Below are 21,018 nucleotides of genomic sequence, written 5' to 3'. Positions count from 1 at the left end.
GCTCTCACAACCGCGAGAACTCCTCGCGCCGAAACGAGGTCAGCCATGCTCACCGAAGTCGTTCTGCCGGGCCAGGTGGAGCCCGAAGGGCTCGAGATCCGCACCCGCCCGCTGCCCGAGCCCGGTCCCGGGCAGGCGCTGGTGGCCGTCGAGGCGTCGGGGGTCTCCTTCGCGGAGCAGCAGATGCGCCGCGGGAAGTACTACGACCAGCCGCCATTCCCCTTCGTGCCCGGCTATGACCTGGTGGGCACGGTGGTCTCGACCGGCCCCGGGGCGGACCCGGTCCTGCGCGGCCGCCGGTTCGCGGCGCTCACGAAGATCGGCGGCTGGGCCAGCCACGCCCTCGTCGACGCGGGCGATCTGGTGGAGGTCCCCGAGGGGGTGGACGCGGGAGAGGCCGAGACGGTGGTGGTCAACGGGATCACGGCCTGGCAGATGCTCCACCGCGTGGCCAAGGTGCGCCCCGGCATGACCGTGCTGGTCCATGGGGCCAACGGCGGGGTGGGCAGCACCCTGGTCCAGCTCGCCCGCCACTCGGGCATCAAGGTCATCGGCACCGCCTCGCCCCGCCATCACGACACGGTGCACACGCTCGGCGCCACCCCGCTCGACTACCGCGACCCGGACCTGCCCGCCCAGGTGCGGGCGTTGGCGCCGGGCGGGGTCGACGCGGTCTTCGACCACATCGGCGGCGAGGGCATCGCGGACTCCTTCCGGCTGCTCGCCCGCGGCGGCACGCTGGTCTCCTACGGCACGGCGGCCACCCGGGACGTCCCCGGCTCATCCCGGGCCCCGGTGCTCAAGCTGCTCGCCCGGCTGGCGCTGTGGAACCTGCTGCCGAACGGACGGCGGGCGCACTTCTTCAACCTCTGGGCCGGGCGGCGGCGTCTGACCGCCTTCCAGGGGCGGGTCCGCGCCGACCTGGGGCAGGTGCTGGCGCTGATGGCGAAGGGTGAGTTCACCGCGCTGGTGGCGGCGAGGATTCCGCTCTCCGACGCCGCGAAGGCGATGCGGCTGGCCGAGTCCGGCACCGTCGCCGGAAAGGTGGTCCTGGTCGCGGACGAGGACGCCCGCCGGAGCGGCGAGGAGGGCGCGCGATGAGCGAAGTCCGGGGCATCCACGGCCGCTGGATACCCAACCTCCCCGGCGCTGCCACCGGTCCGTGATAATTTTCGTATACGAGTTGTATGCGAAGCAGCATGGGGGCCCAGTGCCAGCGCAGTCCGGACGAGAAAAGGCGTACGCGTTCCTCAAGGAGACCGTGCTGACCGATCCCGACATGCAGGGCAAGTTCCTCACCGAGCAGGAGATCGCCGACCGGATCGGCATCTCCCGGACCCCGATCCGTGAGGCCCTGCTCCTGCTGGCGGCCGAGGATCTGGTCCAGCTGGTCCCCAAGCGGGGTGCGCATATCGCCCCGCTCTCCGGCCGGGAGATCACCGAGCTGATGGAGCTGCGCGGGATCGTCGAGCGCCACGCCGCCGAGCGGACCATCGAGGCGGGCACGGTGCCGGTCGCGAAGCTGACCGAGCTGCTGGAGCGGCAGCGCGAGCTGATGGGGCCGGAGCAGGCCAAGGAGTTCATCGCCGTGGACCACCTCTTCCACGCGACCATGATCGCCGCGGTGGGCAATGAACTCCTCAACCGGCACTACGACGGGCTGCGCAGCCGCCAGATCCGGGCCGGGGTGGTGGCCCTGTACACCCAGACCGGCCGCCAGGAGGAGGTGCTCGGTGAGCACCGGGCGATCCTGGACGCGGTGGCCTCCGGGGACCCGGAGGCGGCCCGCACGGCGATCAGCGCCCATCTGGAGTCGACGCTGAAGGTACTGCTCGCCGGATGAGCCACCGCCCGGGGGCGAGCCACGCCCGGGGGCGAGCCACGGCTGGGCTCACCGCCCGGGGCCGAGCCACCGCCCAAGCGTGAGCCACCGCCCGGTGCCGGGTGCGTTACTGCCCGGGTGCCGCCTCCGGATAGGTGATCACCAGCATGGTGACGCCCTCCTCGGAGACCCAGGGGCCATGCGGCATCCCCGGCGGCCGGCAGGCGTAGAAGCCGCGCGAGAAGGTCTCCCCCAGGGTCAGATCGCGCATGCTGCCCTCCAGGAGATAGACCTCCTCCCAGCCGTCGTGGCGGGACACCCCGGACGGGGAGGTGTCCGTCCCCGGCTCCCAGCGCACCAGGGCGGTGGTGTGGGTGCCGCTCCCGTCCGTGGCCAGGATCTGCTCGCCGACCCCCACGGCCGCGCCCGGCGGCCGCCGCCAGGGCGCGGAGGGCAGATGGAACTCGAGCTCCGGTTTGGCCCCGGCGGTGCCGCTCTTGGCCGTATGCCCGGCCCCGCTCATGACTGTCCGCCCAGCTTGCGGTTGGCCAGGACGGACACCGTGCGGCGCACCGCGGCGACCTCCTCGGTGTCCACCTCACCCACCAGCAGTCCGGGCCCCGCGTCCAGCCGCTCCCGTACGGTGCCGTCGGGGCCGATCAGGGCGCTGTGGCCGATACCGGTGGGGGCGGAGGACGCGGCGGTCACACCGGACGCCGCCGGGTCGGCCTGGCCCACGGCCGCCAGCCATACGGTGGCGTCCAGCGCCCGCGCCCGGGTCAGCAGCTCCCACTGCTCGCGCTTACCGGGCCCCGCGCCCCAGGAGGCGGGCAGCAGCGAGAGCACCGCGCCCGCGTCGGCGTGGGCCCGGAAGAGCTCGGGGAACCGTACGTCGTAGCAGGTGGCCAGGCCGATCCGGACGCCGTCCAGGTCGAAGGTCACCACCTCGGAACCCGGGGCCACGGTCTTGGACTCGGCGAAGCCGAAGGCGTCATACAGATGGATCTTGTCGTAGGAGGTCTCCACCCCCGGGCCGGTGGCCAGCAGGGTGTTGGTCACCCGGCCGTCGGGCGCCGGGGTGAACATCCCGGCCACGACCACCAGCCCGGCGTCCTTCGCGATCTGCCGGACCTCGGTGGCCCAGGGACCGTCCAGGGGTTCGGCGATGGGGCCGAGCCGGGTGCCGAAGCAGGCCATGGCCGCCTCCGGGAAGGCGACCAGACGCGCCCCGGCAGCCGCCGCCCGCTGGGTCTCCTCGCGCAGCAGGGCGAGGTTCGACGCCGGGTCCGGGCCCGTGGTGATCTGGCTCAGTGCGATGCGGAGGGGCATGGCGGGTGCTTGCCTCATTTCCTGGTCGGAGGGTCGGGATGCGGTATTTCCCGGCCGGGAGGGTCGGAGCGCGGTCGGGGCTCGTGGCCCCGGCGGAGTATGCGGCCCCGGTGGGCACGTGGTCCCGGCGGGGTACGTGGCCCTGACGGGGTACGCGGTCCCGGCGGGTACGCGGTCCCATCCCGCCCCTTCCCCGGTACGGCCCGCTTTACAGCTCCACGAGGCGGGACGGGGACGGGACGGGAACGGGCGCGCGACGGGAACGGGCGCGGGACGGGGACGGGGACGGGCGCAGGGCGGGACGGCGGTCAGGACACGGTCGTGGAGGCGGTGGTGCCGACGGGGAGCGGCTCCGGCTCCTCCTCCTGTGCGGCGGACGGGTCCCGGCCCAGCCAGAGGCCCGCCACCGTGACCGCGGCGGTGACCGCGATGTAGACGGCCAGCGGCACCCAGGCGTGATAGGCCCCGAGCAGCGTGGTGAAGAGCAGCGGCGCGATCGCGCCACCGATGATCCCGGCGAGGGTGTAGGCGAGCGAGGACCCGGTGTAGCGCAGCCGCGGGGAGAACTGCTCGGCGATGAAGGCCGCCTGCGGCCCGTACATCAGCGAATGGATCACCAGCGCGCCGACGACCCCGAGGGTGAGCAGCGCCCAACTGCCGTCCGCGACCAGCGGGAAGAACAGGAACGGCCAGACCCCGGCGGCCACCGCCGCGCCCCCGTACAGCAGCCGCCGGTTGACCCGGTCCGAGAGCGCCCCGGCCAGCGGGATGAGCACGATCTGCAGCGAGGAGCCGATCAGCACGGCGGTGAGCGCCGAGCCGCGTGACATGCCGAGTTCCTCGGTGGCGTAGGTGAGCACGAAGACGGTGAACATCGCGTACAGCACATCGGGGGCGACCCGGCTGAGGATCGCGGCGGTCAGCGCCCTCGGCTGGGTGGTGAACACCTCGCGCAGCGGCGCCTCCGGGCGGTCCTGCGCGGCCTCCATCGCCTTGAAGACCGGGGTCTCCTCCAGCTTGGCGCGGATCCACAGGCCGAACACCACCAGGAGTCCGGAGAGCAGGAACGCCACCCGCCAGCCCCAGCTGTTGAACTGGTCCTCCGTCAGCGCCGCGCCCAGCGCGGCCAGGACACCGTTGGCCAGCAGATTGCCCGCCGGCGGGCCGGCCTGGGCGGCGGAGGCGTAGAAGCCACGCCGCCGCGGATCGCCGAACTCGCTGGACAGCAGCACCGCGCCGCCCCACTCACCGCCGACGCCGACGCCCTGCGCGAAGCGCAGCAGCACCAGCGCGGCCGGGGCCGCGACGCCGACCGTGGCGTAGGTGGGCAGCAGCCCGATCAGCAGTGTGGCGCCGCCGATGAGCACGAGCGTCGCGATGAGCACCTTCTTGCGGCCGATGACATCGCCGAGCCGCCCGAAGACGAAGCCGCCCAGCGGCCGGGAGACATAGCCGACGGCGTAGGTGGAGAACGCCAGCAGGGTGCCGGTGGTGGGGTCCTTGGAGGGGAAGAAGAGATCGCCGAAGACCAGTGCCGCGGCGGCGGAGTAGACGGCGAAGTCGTACCACTCCAGGGCGGTGCCGGTGAGGCTGGCGACGAAGGCGCGGCGGACCCCGGACCGGTCGGCCGGGGGTGGCGGTGCGCTCGATGCGGTGGGCTGCATTTTCCGTCCTCGAGGTGGTGCATGAGGCTTACGGGATGGTACGTGGCGTTTTCGTGGCGATGCGAAGGGTGGGGGTTGCGCGGATCGACCTTCCGGCATACTTCTTGTATACCAAGCGTATGCGCAACCCCTTCGGAGGAAGTTAACCGCTTCGAAACCGCGAAGAGCGCGGTCACCCGCGGCCGCGGGTGACCGCCCGGCAAGCGCAGAGACCGCAGATCGCCCCCACACGCCCCACCGCGCCCTGGAGAGCACAGCAGCCATGACAACGAAGCCGTCGCAGCCCGCAGCTCAGTCCGCCCCGTCCTCGCTCACCTTCGAACTCCCCGACGGATCCCTGCACCATGTGGAGGTCGTCCAGGTGCTCAACGCGGGCTACGCGGGCCGTAGCCAGGAGGATGTGGCCGCCCATGTGGCCGAGCTCGCCGAGCTGGGCGTGCCCGCGCCCTCCGTGACACCCGCCCTCTACCCGGTCGCCCCCTACCTGGCCCAGCAGACCGGCCGCGTCAGCGTCCAGCACGCCCGCACCTCGGGCGAGGCCGAGTGGGCGCTGGTCGTGGCCGCGGACGGGGAGCTGCTGCTGACGGCGGCCTGCGACCACACCGACCGCGAGCTGGAGGTCCACGGCGTGGCCTGGAGCAAGAACGCGGCCCCCGATGTGCTGGCCACCCGCGCCTGGCGGCTGTCCGATGTGGCGCCCCGCCTCGACGATCTGACGCTCCGCGCCTGGGTCACTCACGACGGTGAGGAGACCGAGGTGCAGAGCGGCACCCTCGCCGAGCTGCTGCCGCCCGCCTACTGGGTCGAGGTGCTGCGCGAACGCGGCGACCTGGTGCCCGGCACCGTGCTGATCTCCGGCACCATCCCGATGGCCGAGGGCGTGGACCAGTTCGCCGGGCGCTGGCGGGTGGAGCTGGGCGACCCGGCCACCGGCCGGACCATCGAATGCTCCTACGACGTGGTCCCGCTGCCCGAGCCGATCGGCTGAGACCCGCGCAGGAGCCCGCGCCCGAGCATGGACGCCCCAGAGCGTGGGCAACGCGCGAAGGCCGCCCGCCGCACGGCCCCGAAGGGGATGCGGTGGACGGCCTTCGCCGTTGTCCAGACGGTTCGGTGATTCAGCGTCCGGTCAGGTTTCCCTGCCCTTCCGCATCACCATGCCGGCTGCGATCAGGCCGAACAGGCAGGTGACAGCACCCACGACGACATTGTTCACGATGATCCCGGCATCGGCGCCCCGGGCGACCACCCAGGGAGAAATGATCATCCATACACCGATCGCGGACATGGCCCAGCACAGGCTGTACATCCTCCTCGGCGCCGTGGTGAGGCCGAGCCCCAGCAGGGCGATGGTGATACCGAGGACGAGGTTGTTGACCATGAGGTTGGGGCTGGTGCCCGAGAAGTGCACCACCCAGGGAGAGATGGCGAAGTACAGACCGGCGAGAAGCACCGGCCCGTCGAGGAAGACAACGTCCCGCGCGTCCATCATGCGTGCGTAGCGCTCCCGCATCTCGGACACGTCGGGGTGGCCCGTTATATCGCCTCTCGCACGTGAGACGTCGGCCATTCGACTCGCCTCCTTCGATCCATGCAAGTCTGACCGCACAGTGCGGCAAGAACACCGCACCCCCATTGTGCGCCTCGACTTGGTATATAGGTAGATGCCGGATTTGCACTTAAAGGTGTACCGTGCGTCTCCGTCAGGCGGGATGGACCACCTCGTGCTTCTGGTAGCAGTCCCGGTCGAGATCCCGCACGTCGACGGTGGTCTGCACGGTCAGCCCCGGCACCGGCGCCACATGGGCGCGTGCCACCTCCACCACCGCGGCGGACAGCTCCCGCTTGGTCTCCGCGTCGCGCCCGGACAGGATCGACACCTCGATGTGGATCATGGCGAGGTCCTCGGCGCCGTCCGCGAGATGGGCCTCCGCTATCCGCCGGAACCGGGTCTTGCAGCCCGCCACCGCCGTGTCGACGGTCTTGGCGACCACCGGGTGCAGGGCGGCGCCGAAGCCGGGGCGGTCGAACGCGTCGGTCAGGGTGTCGGAGTATTCGACGACGATATGCGGCATGGGCTTGCGCTCCTCACAGGGGGTACGCGGCGGCCTGGAGCTTTCCGCGCGGGGCCTCTTACCGGGGCATCGTCGCACCTCTTCCCGGTCAACGGCCGAGCGCCCCGGGCCCGGTATCTGCTTCAATAGGGCCATGGCCAGCCTCCACGACATCGCGACGGGTCGTTACGACCTCGAGCCGTTCTGGCCGTCCCGGCAGGCGCACCACTTCGACCGCGAGTGTTGCCGCGCATCCGATGCGCGGGCCCGCTCGCTCGGCCGCTGACCTCTCCGCCCGGCCGCCCAGCCCGCGCGCACGACGTCCACTGACGCCCTCTCGCGCGAAAGAGCTGACCTCATGACGAACCTCCGTGGCCTGTCGTCCGCCTCCGCCCCTGCCTCCGCTCCGGCGGCCCCGTCCAGCCCGACCGTCCCACCTGCCCGCCAGCGGCTGCGAGCCGTCGCACCGGACGAGGTGCCACCGGTCGCCGATCTGCTGCACCCCGGCGCCACCTGGCTGCCCGCTCCCCCGCACACCGTGCCCGCGCTCCCCGGCCATCCGCCGATGGTCGGCTATCTGGTGCTGGTCCCGGCCGACCGGCAGCGCCCCGAGGCGGCGGGGCCGCCCCCGGAGGCGGTTCCGGCGACGTCGGGTGACGAGCTGATACGGATCGACCCCGACCAGCGCACCGCCGAGGTCGCCGGGCGGCCGCTGGATCTGACGTACCTCGAGTTCGAGCTGCTGACCCATCTCGTCGCCCATCCGCACCGGGTGCACACCCGCGATCAGCTGGTGACCACGGTGTGGGGATACGGCCATGTCGGCGACGGCCGGACCGTCGATGTCCATGTGGCCCGGCTGCGCCGCAAGATGGGCCCCGAGCACCGGGGGACGATCGTGACGGTGCGGCGGGTGGGGTACAAGTACGTGCCCACCGTCTGAACGCGCCAATGAACCCATGACGCCCGCCGTGCCCGGCAGGCCAGGAGCCTGTCCGGCACGGCGGGCGCATGCGCGCGGCGCGGGTCCGGGCCCTCAGCGGCCCGCCCCCACCAGCGGCGGCCGCGGCCGCTCCACCGGCTCCTCGCCGTGGCTCACGCTCGGCAGCCACCGCAGGGCGCGCGGCAGATACCAGTTGCGCTCCCCGAGCAGCGCCATCACCGAGGGCAGCAGCACCATCCGCACCAGCGTGGCGTCCACCAGCACCGCGACCGCGAGCCCGACGCCCATCTGCTGCATGTCCTGCATCCGCAACAGCGCGAAGACCGCGAACACGGCGACCATGATGGCGGCCGCCCCGGTGACCGAGCCCGCCGTCGTCCGGATGCCCTCGCGGATCGCGTCCCGGGTGGCGAGCCCCCGCTCATGGGCCTCCCGGATCCGCGAGACCACGAACACGTGGTAATCCATCGACAGCCCGAAGAGGATGACGAGGACGAACAGCGGCATCCACCCCTCGATCGCCCCGGCCGGCTCCATCCCCAGCCACTCCGCGCCCCAGCCGTGCTGGAAGACGGCGGTCATCGTGCCGTACGCGGCGCCCACCGACAGCAGGTTGAGCAGGATCGAGACGACCGCGATCGGCAGCGACCGGAAGCAGAGCAGCATCAGCACGAAGGTCACGGCGGCGATGAAGAGGAAGACCGGTGCGATGTCGGTCTTCAGCTGGTCGTTGAAGTCGCGGCTGGAGGCGAGCTCACCGCTCACGTACACCTGGTCGGAGACCGGTCCGAGGATCCTCGGGACCAGATCCTCCTCGAGCGTGTCCAGAGCGCGCCGGGAGGTGGCGTCCTGGCCGTCCCCGGCCAGCGGCACCTCGATCCGGGCCACCCCCTGCGTACGGTGCGCCTCGACGTCCACCGTCTTCCCGAACCGTCCGGAGGCGGCCAGCTCCTTCCTGAAGTCCGCCACGGCCGCGTCGAAGCGGGCCGAGTCGACCTCGTCGGAGCGCAGCACCACCTCGGCCGGGGCGGGGCCGCCGGGGAAGGCGCCGGTGATCTCCTGGTACGCCACGGTGATCGCGGCCTCGGAGCCGAACTGCTTCTCCAGGCCGAGCTGTTCGGTCTTCATCCCGAGGGCGGGGACGCACAGCGCCAGCAGCAGCGCGCCCGATACGGCGGCGAACAGCTTCGGCTTGGCCAGGACCGGCCGCATCAGCTTGCCGGAGAGGCCGCCGCCGGCGTGCACGCCCTTCCGTGCGCCCCTCTTCCGGCGGCGGTTCAGCAGCGGCACCCGCTCGGCGTCGATCCGGTCGCCCAGCCAGGACAGCATCGCGGGCAGCACGGTCACCGAGCCGAGCATCGCCATCAGCACGACCAGGATGGTGGCGACCGCGAAGCCGTGGAACAGCAGCAGCCCGGACAGGAACATCCCGGACATCGCCAGCATGACCGTGACCCCGGAGATCAGCACCGCCCGGCCGCTGGTGGCGGCCGCGATCCGCAGCGCGGTCCCGGCGTCCCGGCCCGCGGCCCGCTCATCGCGCTCCCGGCGCAGGTAGAACAGCGAGTAGTCGACGCCGACGGCCAGGCCCACCAGGAACATCACCGAGTTGGTGGAGTCGAACAGGGGCAGTTGGTGGCTGACGAGGGCGAGCAGTCCGAAGGTGCCGACGCAGGCGGTCACCGCGAGCAGCACCGGCAGCAGCGCGGCCACCAGCGCCCCGAAGACCACCAGCAGAATGCCCAGCGCCAGCGGTACGGCGGTCAGCTCGGCCTTCTTGAAGTCGTCGGTCAGCATGTCGTCGAGCCGATGCTGGGCGGTGGCGTCGCCGAACTCGTAGGCCACCACGCCCCGATGGGCCGACTCGGTCTTCTCCACCGCCTCGACGACCGGCCCGACCCGCTCCCCGGCCGTGTCCGGGTCGCCCTTCATCTCAAAGCTGATCAGTGCCTCCCGTCCGCTCTCCGAGCGCACCGGGGGCTGGACGCGCACCATCTCGCCGGTACGCTCCAGCCGCGCCGAGAGGTCGCGGGCCGCGTCCCGCCAGCCGTCCGGGTGGTCGCTGCGCAGCATCACCATCTCTCCGGCCGGGGTCTGGAGGCCCGCGTCCTCCAGGATCTTCTCGGCGCGTGCGGAATCCCCCGCGCCGTTCTCGGAGTTGGTCATCTGCCGGGACCCCGACATTCCGCCGACCACGGCGACGACCACGACGAACAGCAACCATCCGATGATCGCGGTCCTGCGGTGGCGGATGCTCCACCCGCCCAGCCGCACGGCCAGGCCCTTCCTCGTTGCGCTCATGGCGTCTCTCCCCGTGCGGTACGGACGGAACAGGTCATGCCACGACGTTAGAAATCCGCAGGTCCGCGCCCCAGCCGGGCAGCCACCCGGTCGCCGAGCCATAGGGCGAGACGGGGAGGTGGTGCCAGGTACACCCCGGGACGGTGTCCGGCCCCCGTGTCCGGGTGGCGGGCCGCTGACACACTGAGGTGGCCCGCCGGTGCGGGCACGACGTTCCGACCAGCGAGGGGGAAGCCTGATGAGGGCACGTAGAGCGCTGACGGCCTGCGCACGGGGGTTCGCCGTCTCCTGGCTCGCGCTGGTGTCGATCACCCTGTCCGTGCTGACGATCCTGTCGATCGCCTTCATCCCGCTGGCCATCGGGGTGTTCACCACCCCTCCCCTGATCCGCGCGGTGCGGGCGCACGCCAATCACCGCCGGCTGCTGGCCGCCGCCTGGGCCGATGTGCGGATCCAGCTGCCGTATCGCGCGCTGCCCGCCGACCGGCGCTCCGGGGTCACCGGGCAGGTGGAGCTGTGCACCTTCCTGCTGAAGGACCCGGCCACCTGGCGCGATCTGCTGTGGCTCCAGGTCGACATGACGGCCGGATACACCATCGCGCTGCTGGCCTTCGCCTTCCTGCCGTACGGGCTCGAGGGGTTCGTGCTGGCCGCCGGGGTGTGGGAGCCGATCGTGGACGCGGGCGGCACCTACTGGTACGCGTTCCTGCCCATCGACTCGCTGGGCACCGCCCTGCTGGCCGTCCCGGTCGGCATCGGCTTCGTCGCCCTCGGCTCGGTCCTCTCCCCCGTCCTGCTGCGCGGCCACTTCCTGCTGGCGCGCTCCTTCCTGGACCCGACCCCGCATATGGCGCTCGAACACCGGGTGCGGCGGCTCACCGAGACCCGGCACGACGCCGTGGACACCTCCGCCGCCGAACTGCGCCGCATCGAGCGCGATCTGCACGACGGCGCCCAGGCCCGGCTGGTGGCGATGGGCATGAGCCTGGGCACCGTGGAGGCCCTGATCGAGAAGGACCCGGCCAAGGCCAGGGAACTGCTCGCCGCGGCCCGTACGAACTCCGCCGAGGCCCTGGCCGAACTGCGCGACCTGGTCCGCGGCATCCATCCGCCCGTACTGGCCGAGCGCGGCCTGGGGGACGCGGTGCGCGCACTGGCGCTGCGGATGGCGGTGCCGGTGGAGGTGGACGTGGAGCTTACGGGCCGCCCCGACGAACCGGTCGAGTCGGCGGCGTACTTCGCGGTCAGCGAGGTGCTGACCAACGCGGCCAAGCACGCGGGCGCCTCGCGGATGTGGCTGGACATCCACCACCAGAACGGCATGCTGCGCATCACCGTGACCGACGATGGCCGCGGCGGCGCGGAGATCACCCCGGACGGCGGGCTGAGCGGCGTCGAGCGGCGGCTGGGCACCTTCGACGGGGTCCTCGCCGTCAGCAGCCCTCCCGGCGGGCCCACCATGGTGACGATGGAGATCCCCTGCGCCCTCTCGGCGCCCAACGCCGCCCGATGACCGCACCGAGCAGTACACCGGCGAGACCAGCACCGTCCCTGGCGACATTGGCCGCCGTCGGCCGATCGCAGGAAACCGGACAGGTAGTCCGGTGCTCCCGCTGCCCAAGAGCGCGTCGCCCAATGGCCACCGGGGCGCGCCGGGGCCGGTAGCGGCCGCCCCCGGCGCGGTAGATTCGACGGCGATTCGGCCGTGTCCCCGCCCGGGGCCCGAGGACGTCATGGAGCAGTCGTGCGTGTTGTGGTCGCCGAGGATCTGTTCCTGCTGCGGGACGGGCTGGTGCGGATGCTGGAGGCGTACGACTTCGAGGTCGTGGCCGCCGTGGAGAGCGGGCCCGAGCTGAGCAAGGCGCTGGCCGAGCTGGAGCCGGACGTGGCGGTGGTGGATGTGCGGCTGCCGCCGTCGTTCAGCGACGAGGGGCTGCAGTGCGCGCTGGCGGCGCGCCGGGCGCGGCCGGGGCTGCCGGTGCTGGTGCTGTCGCAGCATGTGGAGCAGCTGTACGCGCGGGAGTTGCTCGCGGACGGCAGCGGCGGCATCGGGTACCTGCTCAAGGACCGGGTCTTCGACGCCGATCAGTTCATCGACGCGGTGCGCCGGGTCGCCGCCGGGGGCACCGCGATGGATCCGCAGGTGATCTCGCAGCTGCTGGACCGGCGCGCCCAGGACCGGCCGCTGGGGCGGCTGACGCCGCGGGAGCTGGAGGTGATGGAGCTGATGGCGGAGGGGCGGTCCAACGCGGCGATCGCGGCGCAGCTGTTCGTCACCGAGCGGGCGGTCGCCAAGCACACCTCCAACATCTTCGGCAAGCTCGGCCTGCCGCCGTCGGACGACAACAACCGGCGGGTGCTGGCGGTGCTGGCCTACCTCGACCGGGGCTGAGCCGGCGGCGCCGGCCGGCCGTGACGGGCCGGCGAGGTCCGGGCCGGGACCTCCCGTACGCCCCATTGCTCCCACCCCACAACGCTGGTTAAGTGCCTTGTCCATATGACCCATTGGCCGTAGTCCGTTGGGGGGCGCATGAGCGACCTGAGCAGACGCACGCTGATCGGAACCGCCGGAGCACTCGGGGCCGGGGCCACGCTGGGGAGCCGGATCCCCGCGGTGGCCGACGCGCCGCACGACGCACAGGACACCGCCGTGACCGCATTCGACACCGCCCCCGCACGCGCCGCGCTACGGCGGCTGCTGCCGGACCACGCCGATCAGTTCCGGCTGGTGGCACTGGAGAAGCGGGGCGCCGAGGAGCGGTTCGAGGTCGGCGGGTCCGCGGGGCGGCCGACGGTCTCCGGGACCAGCCCGGCGGTGCTGCTCACCGGAGTGCACTGGTACCTCAAGTACACCTGTCACGCCCAGATCACCTGGTCCGGCGATCAGCTGAACCTGCCGGGGAAGCTGCCCGCGCCCGCCGAGCGCGTCACCCGCTCGACCGCGCTGCCGCACCGCTTCGCGTTCAACGACACCCATGACGGCTACACCGCGCCGTTCGCCGACTGGGACCGCTGGGAGCACCTGATCGACGTCGCGGCCCTGCACGGCTGCAACGAACTGCTGGTCACCGCCGGTCAGGAGGGTGTCTACCACCGGCTGCTGCAGGACTTCGGCTATACGGAGGACGAGGCGCGGGCCTGGCTCCCCGCCCCCTCCCACCAGCCGTGGTGGCTGCTGCAGAACATGAGCGGATACGGCGGCCCGGTGTCCACCGCGCTCCTGGCCAAGCGCACCGAGCTGGGGCGGCGGATCGCCGACCGGCTGCGGGAGCTGGGTATGCGGCCGGTGTTCCCCGGCTACTTCGGCACCGTCCCGGACGGCTTCGCGGACCGCAACCCGGGGGGCCGTACGGTCCCGCAGGGCGACTGGAACGGGCTCCGGCGGCCCGACTGGCTCGACCCCCGCACCGAGGTGTTCCGAAAGGTGGCCGCCGCCTTCTACCGCCATCAGCACGAACTGTTCGGCGAGGCCGAGCTGTTCAAGATGGATCTGCTGCACGAGGGCGGCGACCCCGGCGACGTCCCCGTGCCGGAGGCCGCCCGCGCCGTGGAGACCTCGCTGCGGACCGCCCGCCCCGGCGCCACCTGGGTGATCCTCGGCTGGCAGGAGAACCCCCGCCGCGATCTGCTGGACGCCGTCGACCACGACCGGATGCTCATCGTGGACGGCCTCTCGGACCTGGACACCGTCACGGACCGGGAGAAGGACTGGGGCGCGGTGCCGTACGCGTTCGGCACCATCCCCAACTTCGGCGGCCGCACCACGATCGGCGCCAAGACCCATATGTGGACCAAGCGGTTCACCGTATGGCGCGACAAACCGGGCAGCAAGCTGGTCGGCACGGCCTATATGCCGGAGGCGGTCGAGCGGGACCCGGCCGCGCTGGAGCTGTTCAGCGAGTTGGCGTGGCGGGACGAGGCGGTGGACCGGGCCGAGTGGTTCCGCACCTACGCCGATGTGCGCTACGGCGGACGGGACACCAGGGCCCGGGAGGCGTTCGCCGCGCTGCGCGACACCGCGTACGAGATCAGCAGCAAGGACGGCCGCCCGCATGACTCGGTGTTCGCCGCCCGGCCCTCCCTGACCGCGCGTTCGGGCACCAACTACTCGACCCACACCCCCGCCTTCGACCCGGCCGGGTTCGACGTGGCCTTCGCGGCGCTGCTGGGCGTGCGCGCCGGGCTGCGCGACAGCGACGCCTACCGCCACGACCTCACCGACATCGCCCGGCAGGCGCTCGCCAACCGCTCCTGGCAGCTGATCCCGCAGCTCCAGGACGCCTACGGCCGTAAGGACCGCACGGCCTTTCAGACGCTGGCCCGGCTGTGGCTCAAGCTGATGCGGCTCAGCGACGACATGACCGGCGCCCACCGGCGGTTCCTGCTGGGCCCGTGGCTCGAGGACGCCAAGCGGATGGCGTCCGGCGAGGCGGAGTCGGCCCAGCTGGAGCGGGCCGCGCGCACCCTCATCACCACCTGGGCGGACCGCGCCACGGCCGACGGCGGCAACCTGGCCAACTACGCCAACCGCGACTGGAGCGGCCTCATCGCCGACTTCCACCTCCCCCAGTGGCAGTCCTATCTGGACGAGCTGGAGGACGCGCTGGCGGAGAACCGGGCGCCGCGCTCCTTCGACTGGTTCGCCGTCGAGGAGCCGTGGACGCGGGAGCGCAAGAGCTACCCCGTACGGCCGACGGCGGACGCCCACCGCACCGCCCAGCGGGTGTACGAGGCGCTGGCCAAGGCCCCGTACCAGGGCACGCTGACCGTCACCGCGGAGCCCGCCACCCTGCCGCCCGGCGGCTCCGCGTCCCTCACCGCCGCCCTGCGCAACGTCAACGGGCTGCGCCCCACCGGCCGCGTCGACTTCGACCTCACCGTGACCGGTCTCGACCCGTCCCCGGACGGGCCGACCCGGCTGCCGGGCGTCCCGGCGGGCGGCACGGGCGAGGTCTGCTGGCGCACCACCGCGCCCGGCGAGCCGCCGCGGCACCCGCTCGAGCCGCTGCCGTACGAGCTGGGCGTCACCTACGGGCCGCGGGGCGAGGAGCGGGTGCGGGCCGTGCGCACCGGGACGCTGTGGATCGCCGGACCGCTGGCGGAGGGGATGCGGACGGTCACCAACAGCGGTGCGGTCTTTGGCCAGTTGGACGAGCGGTTCGCGATCGACGGCGCGGGCCAGGACCTGTGGAAGGGCACCGCCGAATTCGGTTCCGTCTACCGCGATGGCGTCCTTACGGTGGGCACGGCCATGACCGTGAAGGTGGACGCCCAGGCGGCCACCGGGCCCTGGGCGCGGGCCGGGATCATCGTCCGTAACGACCTCGCCACGGCGGGCTCCCCCGGCTTTGTGAACCTCTCCGTCACCCCGGCCAACGGTGTCGTGCTGTCGTACGACTCGGGTGGCGACGGCACGCTGGACACCTACCAGCGGATCACCGGCGTCAAGGCGCCCGTACTGCTGCGGCTGACCCGCACCGCCGCCACCTCCTACACCGGCGAGCTGTCCACGGACGACGGCGCGAGCTGGCGGAAGGTGGCCACGGTGACGGCGCCGGGCGGGGCGGCCGCGCAGGACGCCGGGATCTTCATGAGCGCGGCGAACGGGGGCTCGGGGGCCCGGGGGACGGTCGAGTTCGACGGCTGGACGACGGGTACGCGGTAGCGGGTCGGGTCGGGGCGCAGGGAGTGTCCGGCGGTACGCGTACGCCTGCGGCGGGCTGTTCCCCTACCCGCCCCTTCCCTCAACTGGGGCTCCGCCCCAGACCCCGCTCCTCAAACGCCGGAGGGGCTGATTTCAGCCCGTCCGGCGCTTGAGGACACGCCCGAAGGGCGTCCGGGGTCCAGGGGCGAAGCCCCGGTTCGGGAAGGGGCGGGGAGGGGATAGCAGCCCGCCGCAGGCGCCAAGTCCCGCCCGACACCCCCGTAGGTGACCTACCCACCCCGCCACTCGTTCACGAACCGTGGACCAGCACCAGGCGACAGCCGCCACCGATGACGAAACCACCGGCCCGATCGACGTCGAGCAGGCCGAGGCCGCCATCGTCGAGCACTACCCACGGCTGGTGCGGCTCGCGTATCTCATCCTGCCGCCGGGCATCGGGCGCACCCGCCGGGTGCTCGCGGCACACGCCCTCGCCCAGCGCGCCCTGCCCCGCAACCGGGGCTACGGCACCGGCCCGGACCCGCACCCCGATGTCGAACTGCCCTGGCAGCGCGGGACGAAGAGCCCGGGGGCCGACACGGGCTACGCCTATGTGCGGCTGCGGGTGCTGCGCCTGGCGCTGCGCGCCGCCCGGCAGCGGCCCTGGTGGCAGCGGCCCCCGGCGCTACCACAGGTGTTCGGGCTGCGGCTGTTCCCGCGCTCCGGCGGTGCCGATGAACTCGCCCTGGAGAAGGCGCTGTCGGAGCTGTCAGGACCCGGCCGCGCCGCGTACGTCCTGCTGGAGCTGGAGCAGCTCGACGAGCACGAGACGCGCGCCCTGCTGCGCTCCGCCGGGGTCGCCGACGCGCGGGACGCGGTGGACGAGGCGGAGTCGGTGCCGGATCCGGCGGGCAGCCGGGACGAATCGCTGCTGGAGTCCGCCGAGTTCGACCCGTGTTCGCTCCAGGCGCGGCCCACCGATCTGATGCGCCGCCGTCAGCATCTGCGGGCGGTGCTGGTGGCCGTGGTGGCGCTGGTGGTGTGCGGAACGCTGCTGGGGATGCCGGGGCGGGGCTGGGGGCCGAGCGGCGCCGCCGCGCCCTCGTACGCCCGCAATCCCGCCTCCGAACGGGCCCTGGACCCGGACAGGTTGACCCGCGCCGCGCCCGACGCCTGGCGCACCGCGTCCCGCGCCGACTTCTCCTCCTGGCCCGCGCGCGGCGACCGGGTCCGGGACACCGCGCTGCTGCGCCGCGCGCTGGCCGTCTGGGCGCGGCCGGGCGGTTCGGTGCGGGTGTCGGCCACCATGGGCACGCAGTCCGGGCCGCCGTCGGGGCCGCCGCAGTTGCTGTTCGCGGGCGAGGTGGACCAGGCCACGGTGGTGCTGCTGTACGACGGGCTGCGGGTGGCGCGGTACGCGGAGGCGGTCGAGGGCCGCGCGGTCGCGCTGGACTTCGCCCGGCTGGACGCCGCCGACGCGGGCACCTCGACCGCGCTGGTCCTCAGCCGCACGGACGGCAACGTCCGTTATCTGACCGCCCCTTGGGTGCGCCACGCCTGGGTGCGGGATCTGCTGCACCCGGCCGGGGCGCCGCGTCTGCTGCGCCGCACCGGGGACGGGGTGACCGACCCGGTGCGCACCGTTCCGCGGCTGCGCCCCTGCCGTGGCTGGCCCGCGCTCCAGTTCGGCTCGCGGCTCGTGGCCGACCTCGGCGAACTGGCCCCGGCCCGGCTCACCTACGGCACCCCCGGCGCCGGGGTGCGCGATGTGGCGGGGCGGGCGGCCCGGACGAGCTGGGCCAGGACCGGGTGCCGACTGGCGCTGATGCGGGCGCGCGGGGTGCGTTCGGTCAACGCCTGGCGGTTCGCCGCCCAGGCCCTGCCGGAGGCGGGCGGTCACGCGGCCTGGCTGTGCACCCGCGCCGACACCTGGCGGGGCACGGGCAGCAAGGTCCTGGCCCAGTTCCAGCCGTGGGACACCCGCCGGGGCAAGGCGGGCGCGGTCGCGGCCGGCGCCGACAACTCCCCCGCCTGCGGCCCGCGCGAGCCGCGGGTGCTGGCGGGGGTGCTGTGGAAGGCGCGGTCCGGCCACTGGTATCTGCTGGCCGCCGGAAGCCGCCAAGTGACCGGAATCGTCGCCACCGGCGGCGTCCGGGGCCGCACCTACGGACGCGGCCTGACCCTCCCCGCCAAGGCGGGCGCCCGCGCCGACTTGAGGGCCCGCCTGGCGAACGGCGACCGGCTGCGCCCCCTGCGCTGACGCTCCGCCGGAAGTGGCCCCACCTGCTGGCCGTCGATCGTCTGCGGCACCGTCGTCGCCGGTCGCGCCCACGCGGCGGAGCCGCACATCGGCGCGGCCCCGCGTCCCTTCGGGGCGCTGCTCAGCGCCCGGCGGCCCCCGCCGTGAAGACCGCGACCGTGCGGCCGGGCACGGTGAAGGTGCCGGTCGCGCGCTCGTAGCCGGACGTCCGCACCGTGGCGTCGGCGCCGTGCGCCTGGATCGGGTGGAGGGCGTACGGGGCCCCGGCCAGGGCGGGGACGGTCTGCGACTGCCGGGACGGGGCCGCGTTGAAGACCACGACGAGCGGGCCGAGCCGCATGGTGATCACGCCGGGCGTCTCCCCGGTCCCGGACAGCGGGAAGGACATCGCCCGCCGCACCCCCTCCGCCGTGGTCTGGCTGAACGCCTTCTCGGTGGTGCGGATCCGCACCAGATCCCGGTAGGCCGCCGAGGCGCCGGTGATCTCGGAGCAGTCGGGGCGTGCCGCCGGGTTGGTCAACAGGGGCTTGGCGTAGGGCCACTTGGACTCGTTGTCCGCCGCCGGGGGCAGCCCCCGGCCGAAGCCGTTGCCGGACGCGCAATCCCAGTGGATCGCGTTGAACCAGTCCCCGCTGTCGAAGGAGTTGCGGTCCAGCGACTTCGAGCGCAGCAGATCGGTGCCCGCCTGGCTGAGCGCCGGGCCCTGGGAGAGGGTGGCGGTGGCCAGGGCAAGGACCTGGGCCCGGCCCCGGTCGGCGGCCGAGGTGGTGGCGGGGAGCTTGTAGGCGAGCGCGTCGTAGAGGGTCTCGTTGTCATGGGCGTCGGCGTAGGCGAGCGCGTCGCCGGGGGCGGCGGCGTAACCGGCCGGGGCGCCGTTGTAGTCGACCTCGGAGCCCTTGACCCGGCGTCCGCCGGTGTCGGTGAAGGTGTAGTCGGCGAGGTTGCCGGAGAGCCCGACCTTGATCAGGTCCTGGGCGTGCAGCAGCCGGGCCCGCTGCTCGTCCCGGCCGCCGTTGGCCGGTGAGCCGTTGGGGTCGGTGAAGAGCCCGGAGGCGAAGCCCTGGACGCGGGGGTCCTCGTCGAACGGCCCGCCGCCGCGCACCGCGTCCCGCGCGCGGTCGCTGAAGGTGGCGATGCCGGTGCCGGCCATGTTGCGCTGGGTGGCCTGGACGAAGCGGGCGTCGTCGGCCACCTCGCCGAAGTTCCAGCCCTCGCCGTAGAGGATGATCGACTTGCCGTCCACCCCGTCCTTGGCGGGGGTCAGGGCGTCGAGGGCCTTGCGCACGGCCAGGATGTTGGCCTTGGGGTGGTGGCCCATGAGGTCGAAGCGGAAGCCGTCGACCTTGTACTGCCTGGCCCAGGTGACGATCGAGTCCACCACCAGCTTGCCCATCATCGCGTGCTCGGGCGCGGTGCCCGCGCAGCAGGTGGAGGTGGCCACGCCGCCGTCGTCCAGCAGCCGCTGGTAGTAGCCGGGCACGATCCGGTCGAGCACCGACTTGTCGTCCTGCCCGGCGGCCACGGTGTGGTTGTAGACGACGTCCATGACGGTGCGCAGCCCGGCGTGGGCCAGGCCCTGCACCATCTGCCGGAACTCGCGGGTGCGGGCCGGGCCGTCCGGGTCGCTCGCGTAGCTCCCCTCCGGCACGGTGTAGTGCAGCGGGTCGTAGCCCCAGTTGTAGCCGTCCCGGTCGGCGGTCCCGGCCACGCACTTCTGCTGCTGGTCGGAGTCGGCGGGCAGGGCGGCCAGATCGCAGCCGGGCCGGGCCTGGCCGGAGCGCCGCTCCGGGACGGTGCCGAAGTCGAACGCGGGCAGGAGGTGGACGTACGAGGTGCCGGACCGGGCCAGCCGCGTGAGGTGCCGCATCCCGTCCGAGCCGCGGTCGGTGAAGGCGAGGTACTGGCCGGGGTGGGCGCTGGTGCGGTCCGCGATGGAGAAGTCGCGGATCTGCAGCTCCTGGATCCGGGCGTCGCGCAACGGAACGGCCCTGGGCTTCTTCAGCGCGGCCCAGCCGGCGGGGGCGAGCCGGGGATCGGCCAGATCGGTGACCAGGCTGCGGGCGGAGTCGGCGGTCAGGGCGGTCGAGTAGGGGTCGGTGACCTCGTTGGTGACGGTCTTCCCGACGCTCGGCGCCCACACCCGGACCCGGTAGCGGTAGGGCCTGTCCCGCCAGTCGGGGCTCCCGGTCACGCTCCACACCCCGCTGCCGGGGTCCCGGCGCATGGCGACGGTGCGCCCGTCGAGGTCGAGCGACACGGTCCGGGCGGTCGGCGCCCAGACGGAGAGGGTGGGGCGGCCGCCGTGGAAGACCGGGCCGAGGCGGGCCCGGCGGGCCCGGTCGGCGTAGAGGTCGTCCAGGACTCCGGGGATCTGCACCCCGGTGCGGTGCAGTACGTGGTCGCGGTCGTCGGCCGCGCGCTGGACGGCGGTGAGCGGGCCGCGCAGCGCCGTGGCGGCCTTGCCGCGGTCGCGCGGGTCGAGCCGATAGGCGGGGCGGTCGGCCAGTTGCGGGTAGGCGGCCTTCTGCGCGTCGGTCAGGGCGGCCGGGGCCAGCCGCAGGGTGCCACCGTCCGCGAAGCGCAACTCCTCGGCGGTCGCGGCGGTGTGCTCGGCCTTCCAGACGACGGTGGCCCGGTCGATCCACTGCGCCTCGGCGGTGGCGGCGGTCGCTGCCGTGGCCCGAGCGGTCTGCGAAACGGCGGGCACGGCCGCCGCGCCCAGCGCCAGGGTGGCGAGCGCGGCGGCCGTGCGAAGCAGGGTTGATTTCACGGGTTTCACGGCCGTGGTGGCTCCTTGAGGTGTGGTGTGGGGGTGGGCTCCGCGCGCCCGTCGAGGCGTGGGTATGGGCTCCACGCCCCCGTCGAGGTGTGGTGTGAGTACGGGCTCCGCGCGCCCCAGTCCCCGGCCCGGTGGCGGGGCCGGGGGCCGCCCGCCCCCGGCCCTCCACCGAGCGGCGGAGAGCCTCGGGACGAGGGAGGCCGCGGCGGTGCCGGGCCCGGG

General features: G+C 73.2%; 16 protein-coding genes. 9 read left to right on the top strand and 7 right to left on the bottom strand.

The window, feature by feature from the left end; translation table 11 throughout:
- Positions 1 to 45: 45 nt before the first annotated feature.
- Together NP777_RS10805 and NP777_RS10800 are read left to right on the top strand one after the other, a co-directional pair.
- On the top strand, positions 46 to 1,101 hold the full coding sequence (locus tag NP777_RS10805) for a medium chain dehydrogenase/reductase family protein (protein ID WP_256649904.1): 1,056 nt from the start codon (positions 46 to 48) through the stop codon (positions 1,099 to 1,101).
- Positions 1,102 to 1,210: 109 nt separating this feature from the next.
- Positions 1,211 to 1,843 carry a GntR family transcriptional regulator gene (locus NP777_RS10800; RefSeq protein ID WP_256649903.1) on the top strand — a complete coding sequence of 211 codons (633 nt, stop codon included), beginning with the start codon at positions 1,211 to 1,213 and terminating at the stop codon, positions 1,841 to 1,843.
- Positions 1,844 to 1,949: 106 nt separating this feature from the next.
- Here the strand turns inward: NP777_RS10800 and NP777_RS10795 are convergent, their stop codons facing one another.
- The 3 genes from NP777_RS10795 to NP777_RS10785 form a co-directional block, all read right to left on the bottom strand.
- Entirely contained in the window at positions 1,950 to 2,345 is a 396-nt protein-coding gene (locus NP777_RS10795; RefSeq protein WP_256649902.1) for a cupin domain-containing protein, read from the bottom strand.
- Entirely contained in the window at positions 2,342 to 3,151 is an 810-nt protein-coding gene (locus tag NP777_RS10790; protein ID WP_256649901.1) for a carbon-nitrogen hydrolase family protein, read from the bottom strand. Before NP777_RS10790 ends, NP777_RS10795 begins: the two co-directional genes overlap by 4 nt.
- A gap of 308 nt (positions 3,152 to 3,459) precedes the next feature.
- Positions 3,460 to 4,815 (bottom strand): MFS transporter, encoded by a 1,356-nt coding sequence (locus tag NP777_RS10785; protein WP_256649900.1) that lies wholly within the window; start codon positions 4,813 to 4,815, stop codon positions 3,460 to 3,462.
- Between the two features lie 262 nt (positions 4,816 to 5,077).
- Between NP777_RS10785 and NP777_RS10780 the strand changes: the two genes are divergently transcribed.
- The gene (locus tag NP777_RS10780; protein WP_256649899.1) at positions 5,078 to 5,803 is read left to right on the top strand and encodes a DUF2848 domain-containing protein; all 726 of its coding nucleotides are present in this window, start codon (positions 5,078 to 5,080) and stop codon (positions 5,801 to 5,803) included.
- A 141-nt stretch (positions 5,804 to 5,944) separates the two neighbouring features.
- On the opposite strand, the gene NP777_RS10775 is transcribed toward NP777_RS10780, so the two are convergent.
- Both NP777_RS10775 and NP777_RS10770 read right to left on the bottom strand, forming a co-directional pair.
- Positions 5,945 to 6,385 carry an SPW repeat protein gene (locus tag NP777_RS10775; protein ID WP_256649898.1) on the bottom strand — a complete coding sequence of 147 codons (441 nt, stop codon included), beginning with the start codon at positions 6,383 to 6,385 and terminating at the stop codon, positions 5,945 to 5,947.
- 133 nt (positions 6,386 to 6,518) lie between these two features.
- Complete coding sequence (locus tag NP777_RS10770; protein ID WP_256649897.1) at positions 6,519 to 6,890, bottom strand: 5-carboxymethyl-2-hydroxymuconate Delta-isomerase; 372 nt, start codon at positions 6,888 to 6,890, stop codon at positions 6,519 to 6,521.
- Between the two features lie 133 nt (positions 6,891 to 7,023).
- Between NP777_RS10770 and NP777_RS10765 the strand changes: the two genes are divergently transcribed.
- Both NP777_RS10765 and NP777_RS10760 read left to right on the top strand, forming a co-directional pair.
- A complete protein-coding gene (locus NP777_RS10765; RefSeq protein ID WP_256649896.1) occupies positions 7,024 to 7,155 on the top strand; it encodes a hypothetical protein in 132 nt (43 codons plus the stop codon).
- 72 nt (positions 7,156 to 7,227) lie between these two features.
- Complete coding sequence (locus tag NP777_RS10760) at positions 7,228 to 7,812, top strand: winged helix-turn-helix domain-containing protein (RefSeq protein WP_256649895.1); 585 nt, start codon at positions 7,228 to 7,230, stop codon at positions 7,810 to 7,812.
- Between the two features lie 93 nt (positions 7,813 to 7,905).
- Here the strand turns inward: NP777_RS10760 and NP777_RS10755 are convergent, their stop codons facing one another.
- Entirely contained in the window at positions 7,906 to 10,113 is a 2,208-nt protein-coding gene (locus NP777_RS10755; protein ID WP_256649894.1) for an MMPL family transporter, read from the bottom strand.
- 238 nt (positions 10,114 to 10,351) lie between these two features.
- Here NP777_RS10755 and NP777_RS10750 point away from each other — a divergent pair, with 238 nt between their 5' ends.
- The 4 genes from NP777_RS10750 (at position 10,352) to NP777_RS10735 (ending at position 18,017) form a co-directional block, all read left to right on the top strand.
- Positions 10,352 to 11,626, top strand: a complete 1,275-nt coding sequence (locus tag NP777_RS10750) for a sensor histidine kinase (RefSeq protein ID WP_256649893.1) — start codon at positions 10,352 to 10,354, stop codon at positions 11,624 to 11,626.
- A 231-nt stretch (positions 11,627 to 11,857) separates the two neighbouring features.
- Positions 11,858 to 12,505 (top strand): LuxR C-terminal-related transcriptional regulator, encoded by a 648-nt coding sequence (locus NP777_RS10745; protein WP_256649891.1) that lies wholly within the window; start codon positions 11,858 to 11,860, stop codon positions 12,503 to 12,505.
- Positions 12,506 to 12,643: 138 nt separating this feature from the next.
- Positions 12,644 to 15,778 carry an alpha-N-acetylglucosaminidase gene (locus NP777_RS10740; protein WP_256649890.1) on the top strand — a complete coding sequence of 1,045 codons (3,135 nt, stop codon included), beginning with the start codon at positions 12,644 to 12,646 and terminating at the stop codon, positions 15,776 to 15,778.
- Between the two features lie 298 nt (positions 15,779 to 16,076).
- Positions 16,077 to 18,017: a hypothetical protein gene (locus tag NP777_RS10735; protein WP_256649889.1), complete on the top strand. Its 1,941-nt coding sequence runs from the start codon at positions 16,077 to 16,079 to the stop codon at positions 18,015 to 18,017.
- Positions 18,018 to 18,138: 121 nt separating this feature from the next.
- Here NP777_RS10735 and pulA read toward each other — a convergent pair whose 3' ends face one another.
- Positions 18,139 to 20,796: a pullulanase-type alpha-1,6-glucosidase gene (gene pulA / locus NP777_RS10730; protein WP_256649888.1), complete on the bottom strand. Its 2,658-nt coding sequence runs from the start codon at positions 20,794 to 20,796 to the stop codon at positions 18,139 to 18,141.
- Positions 20,797 to 21,018 lie beyond the last annotated feature (222 nt).

It is taken from the genome of Streptomyces rugosispiralis, assembly GCF_024505145.1.
GTDB lineage: Bacteria > Actinomycetota > Actinomycetes > Streptomycetales > Streptomycetaceae > Streptomyces > Streptomyces rugosispiralis.
This window is presented reverse-complemented; position numbering and strand designations above follow the sequence as displayed.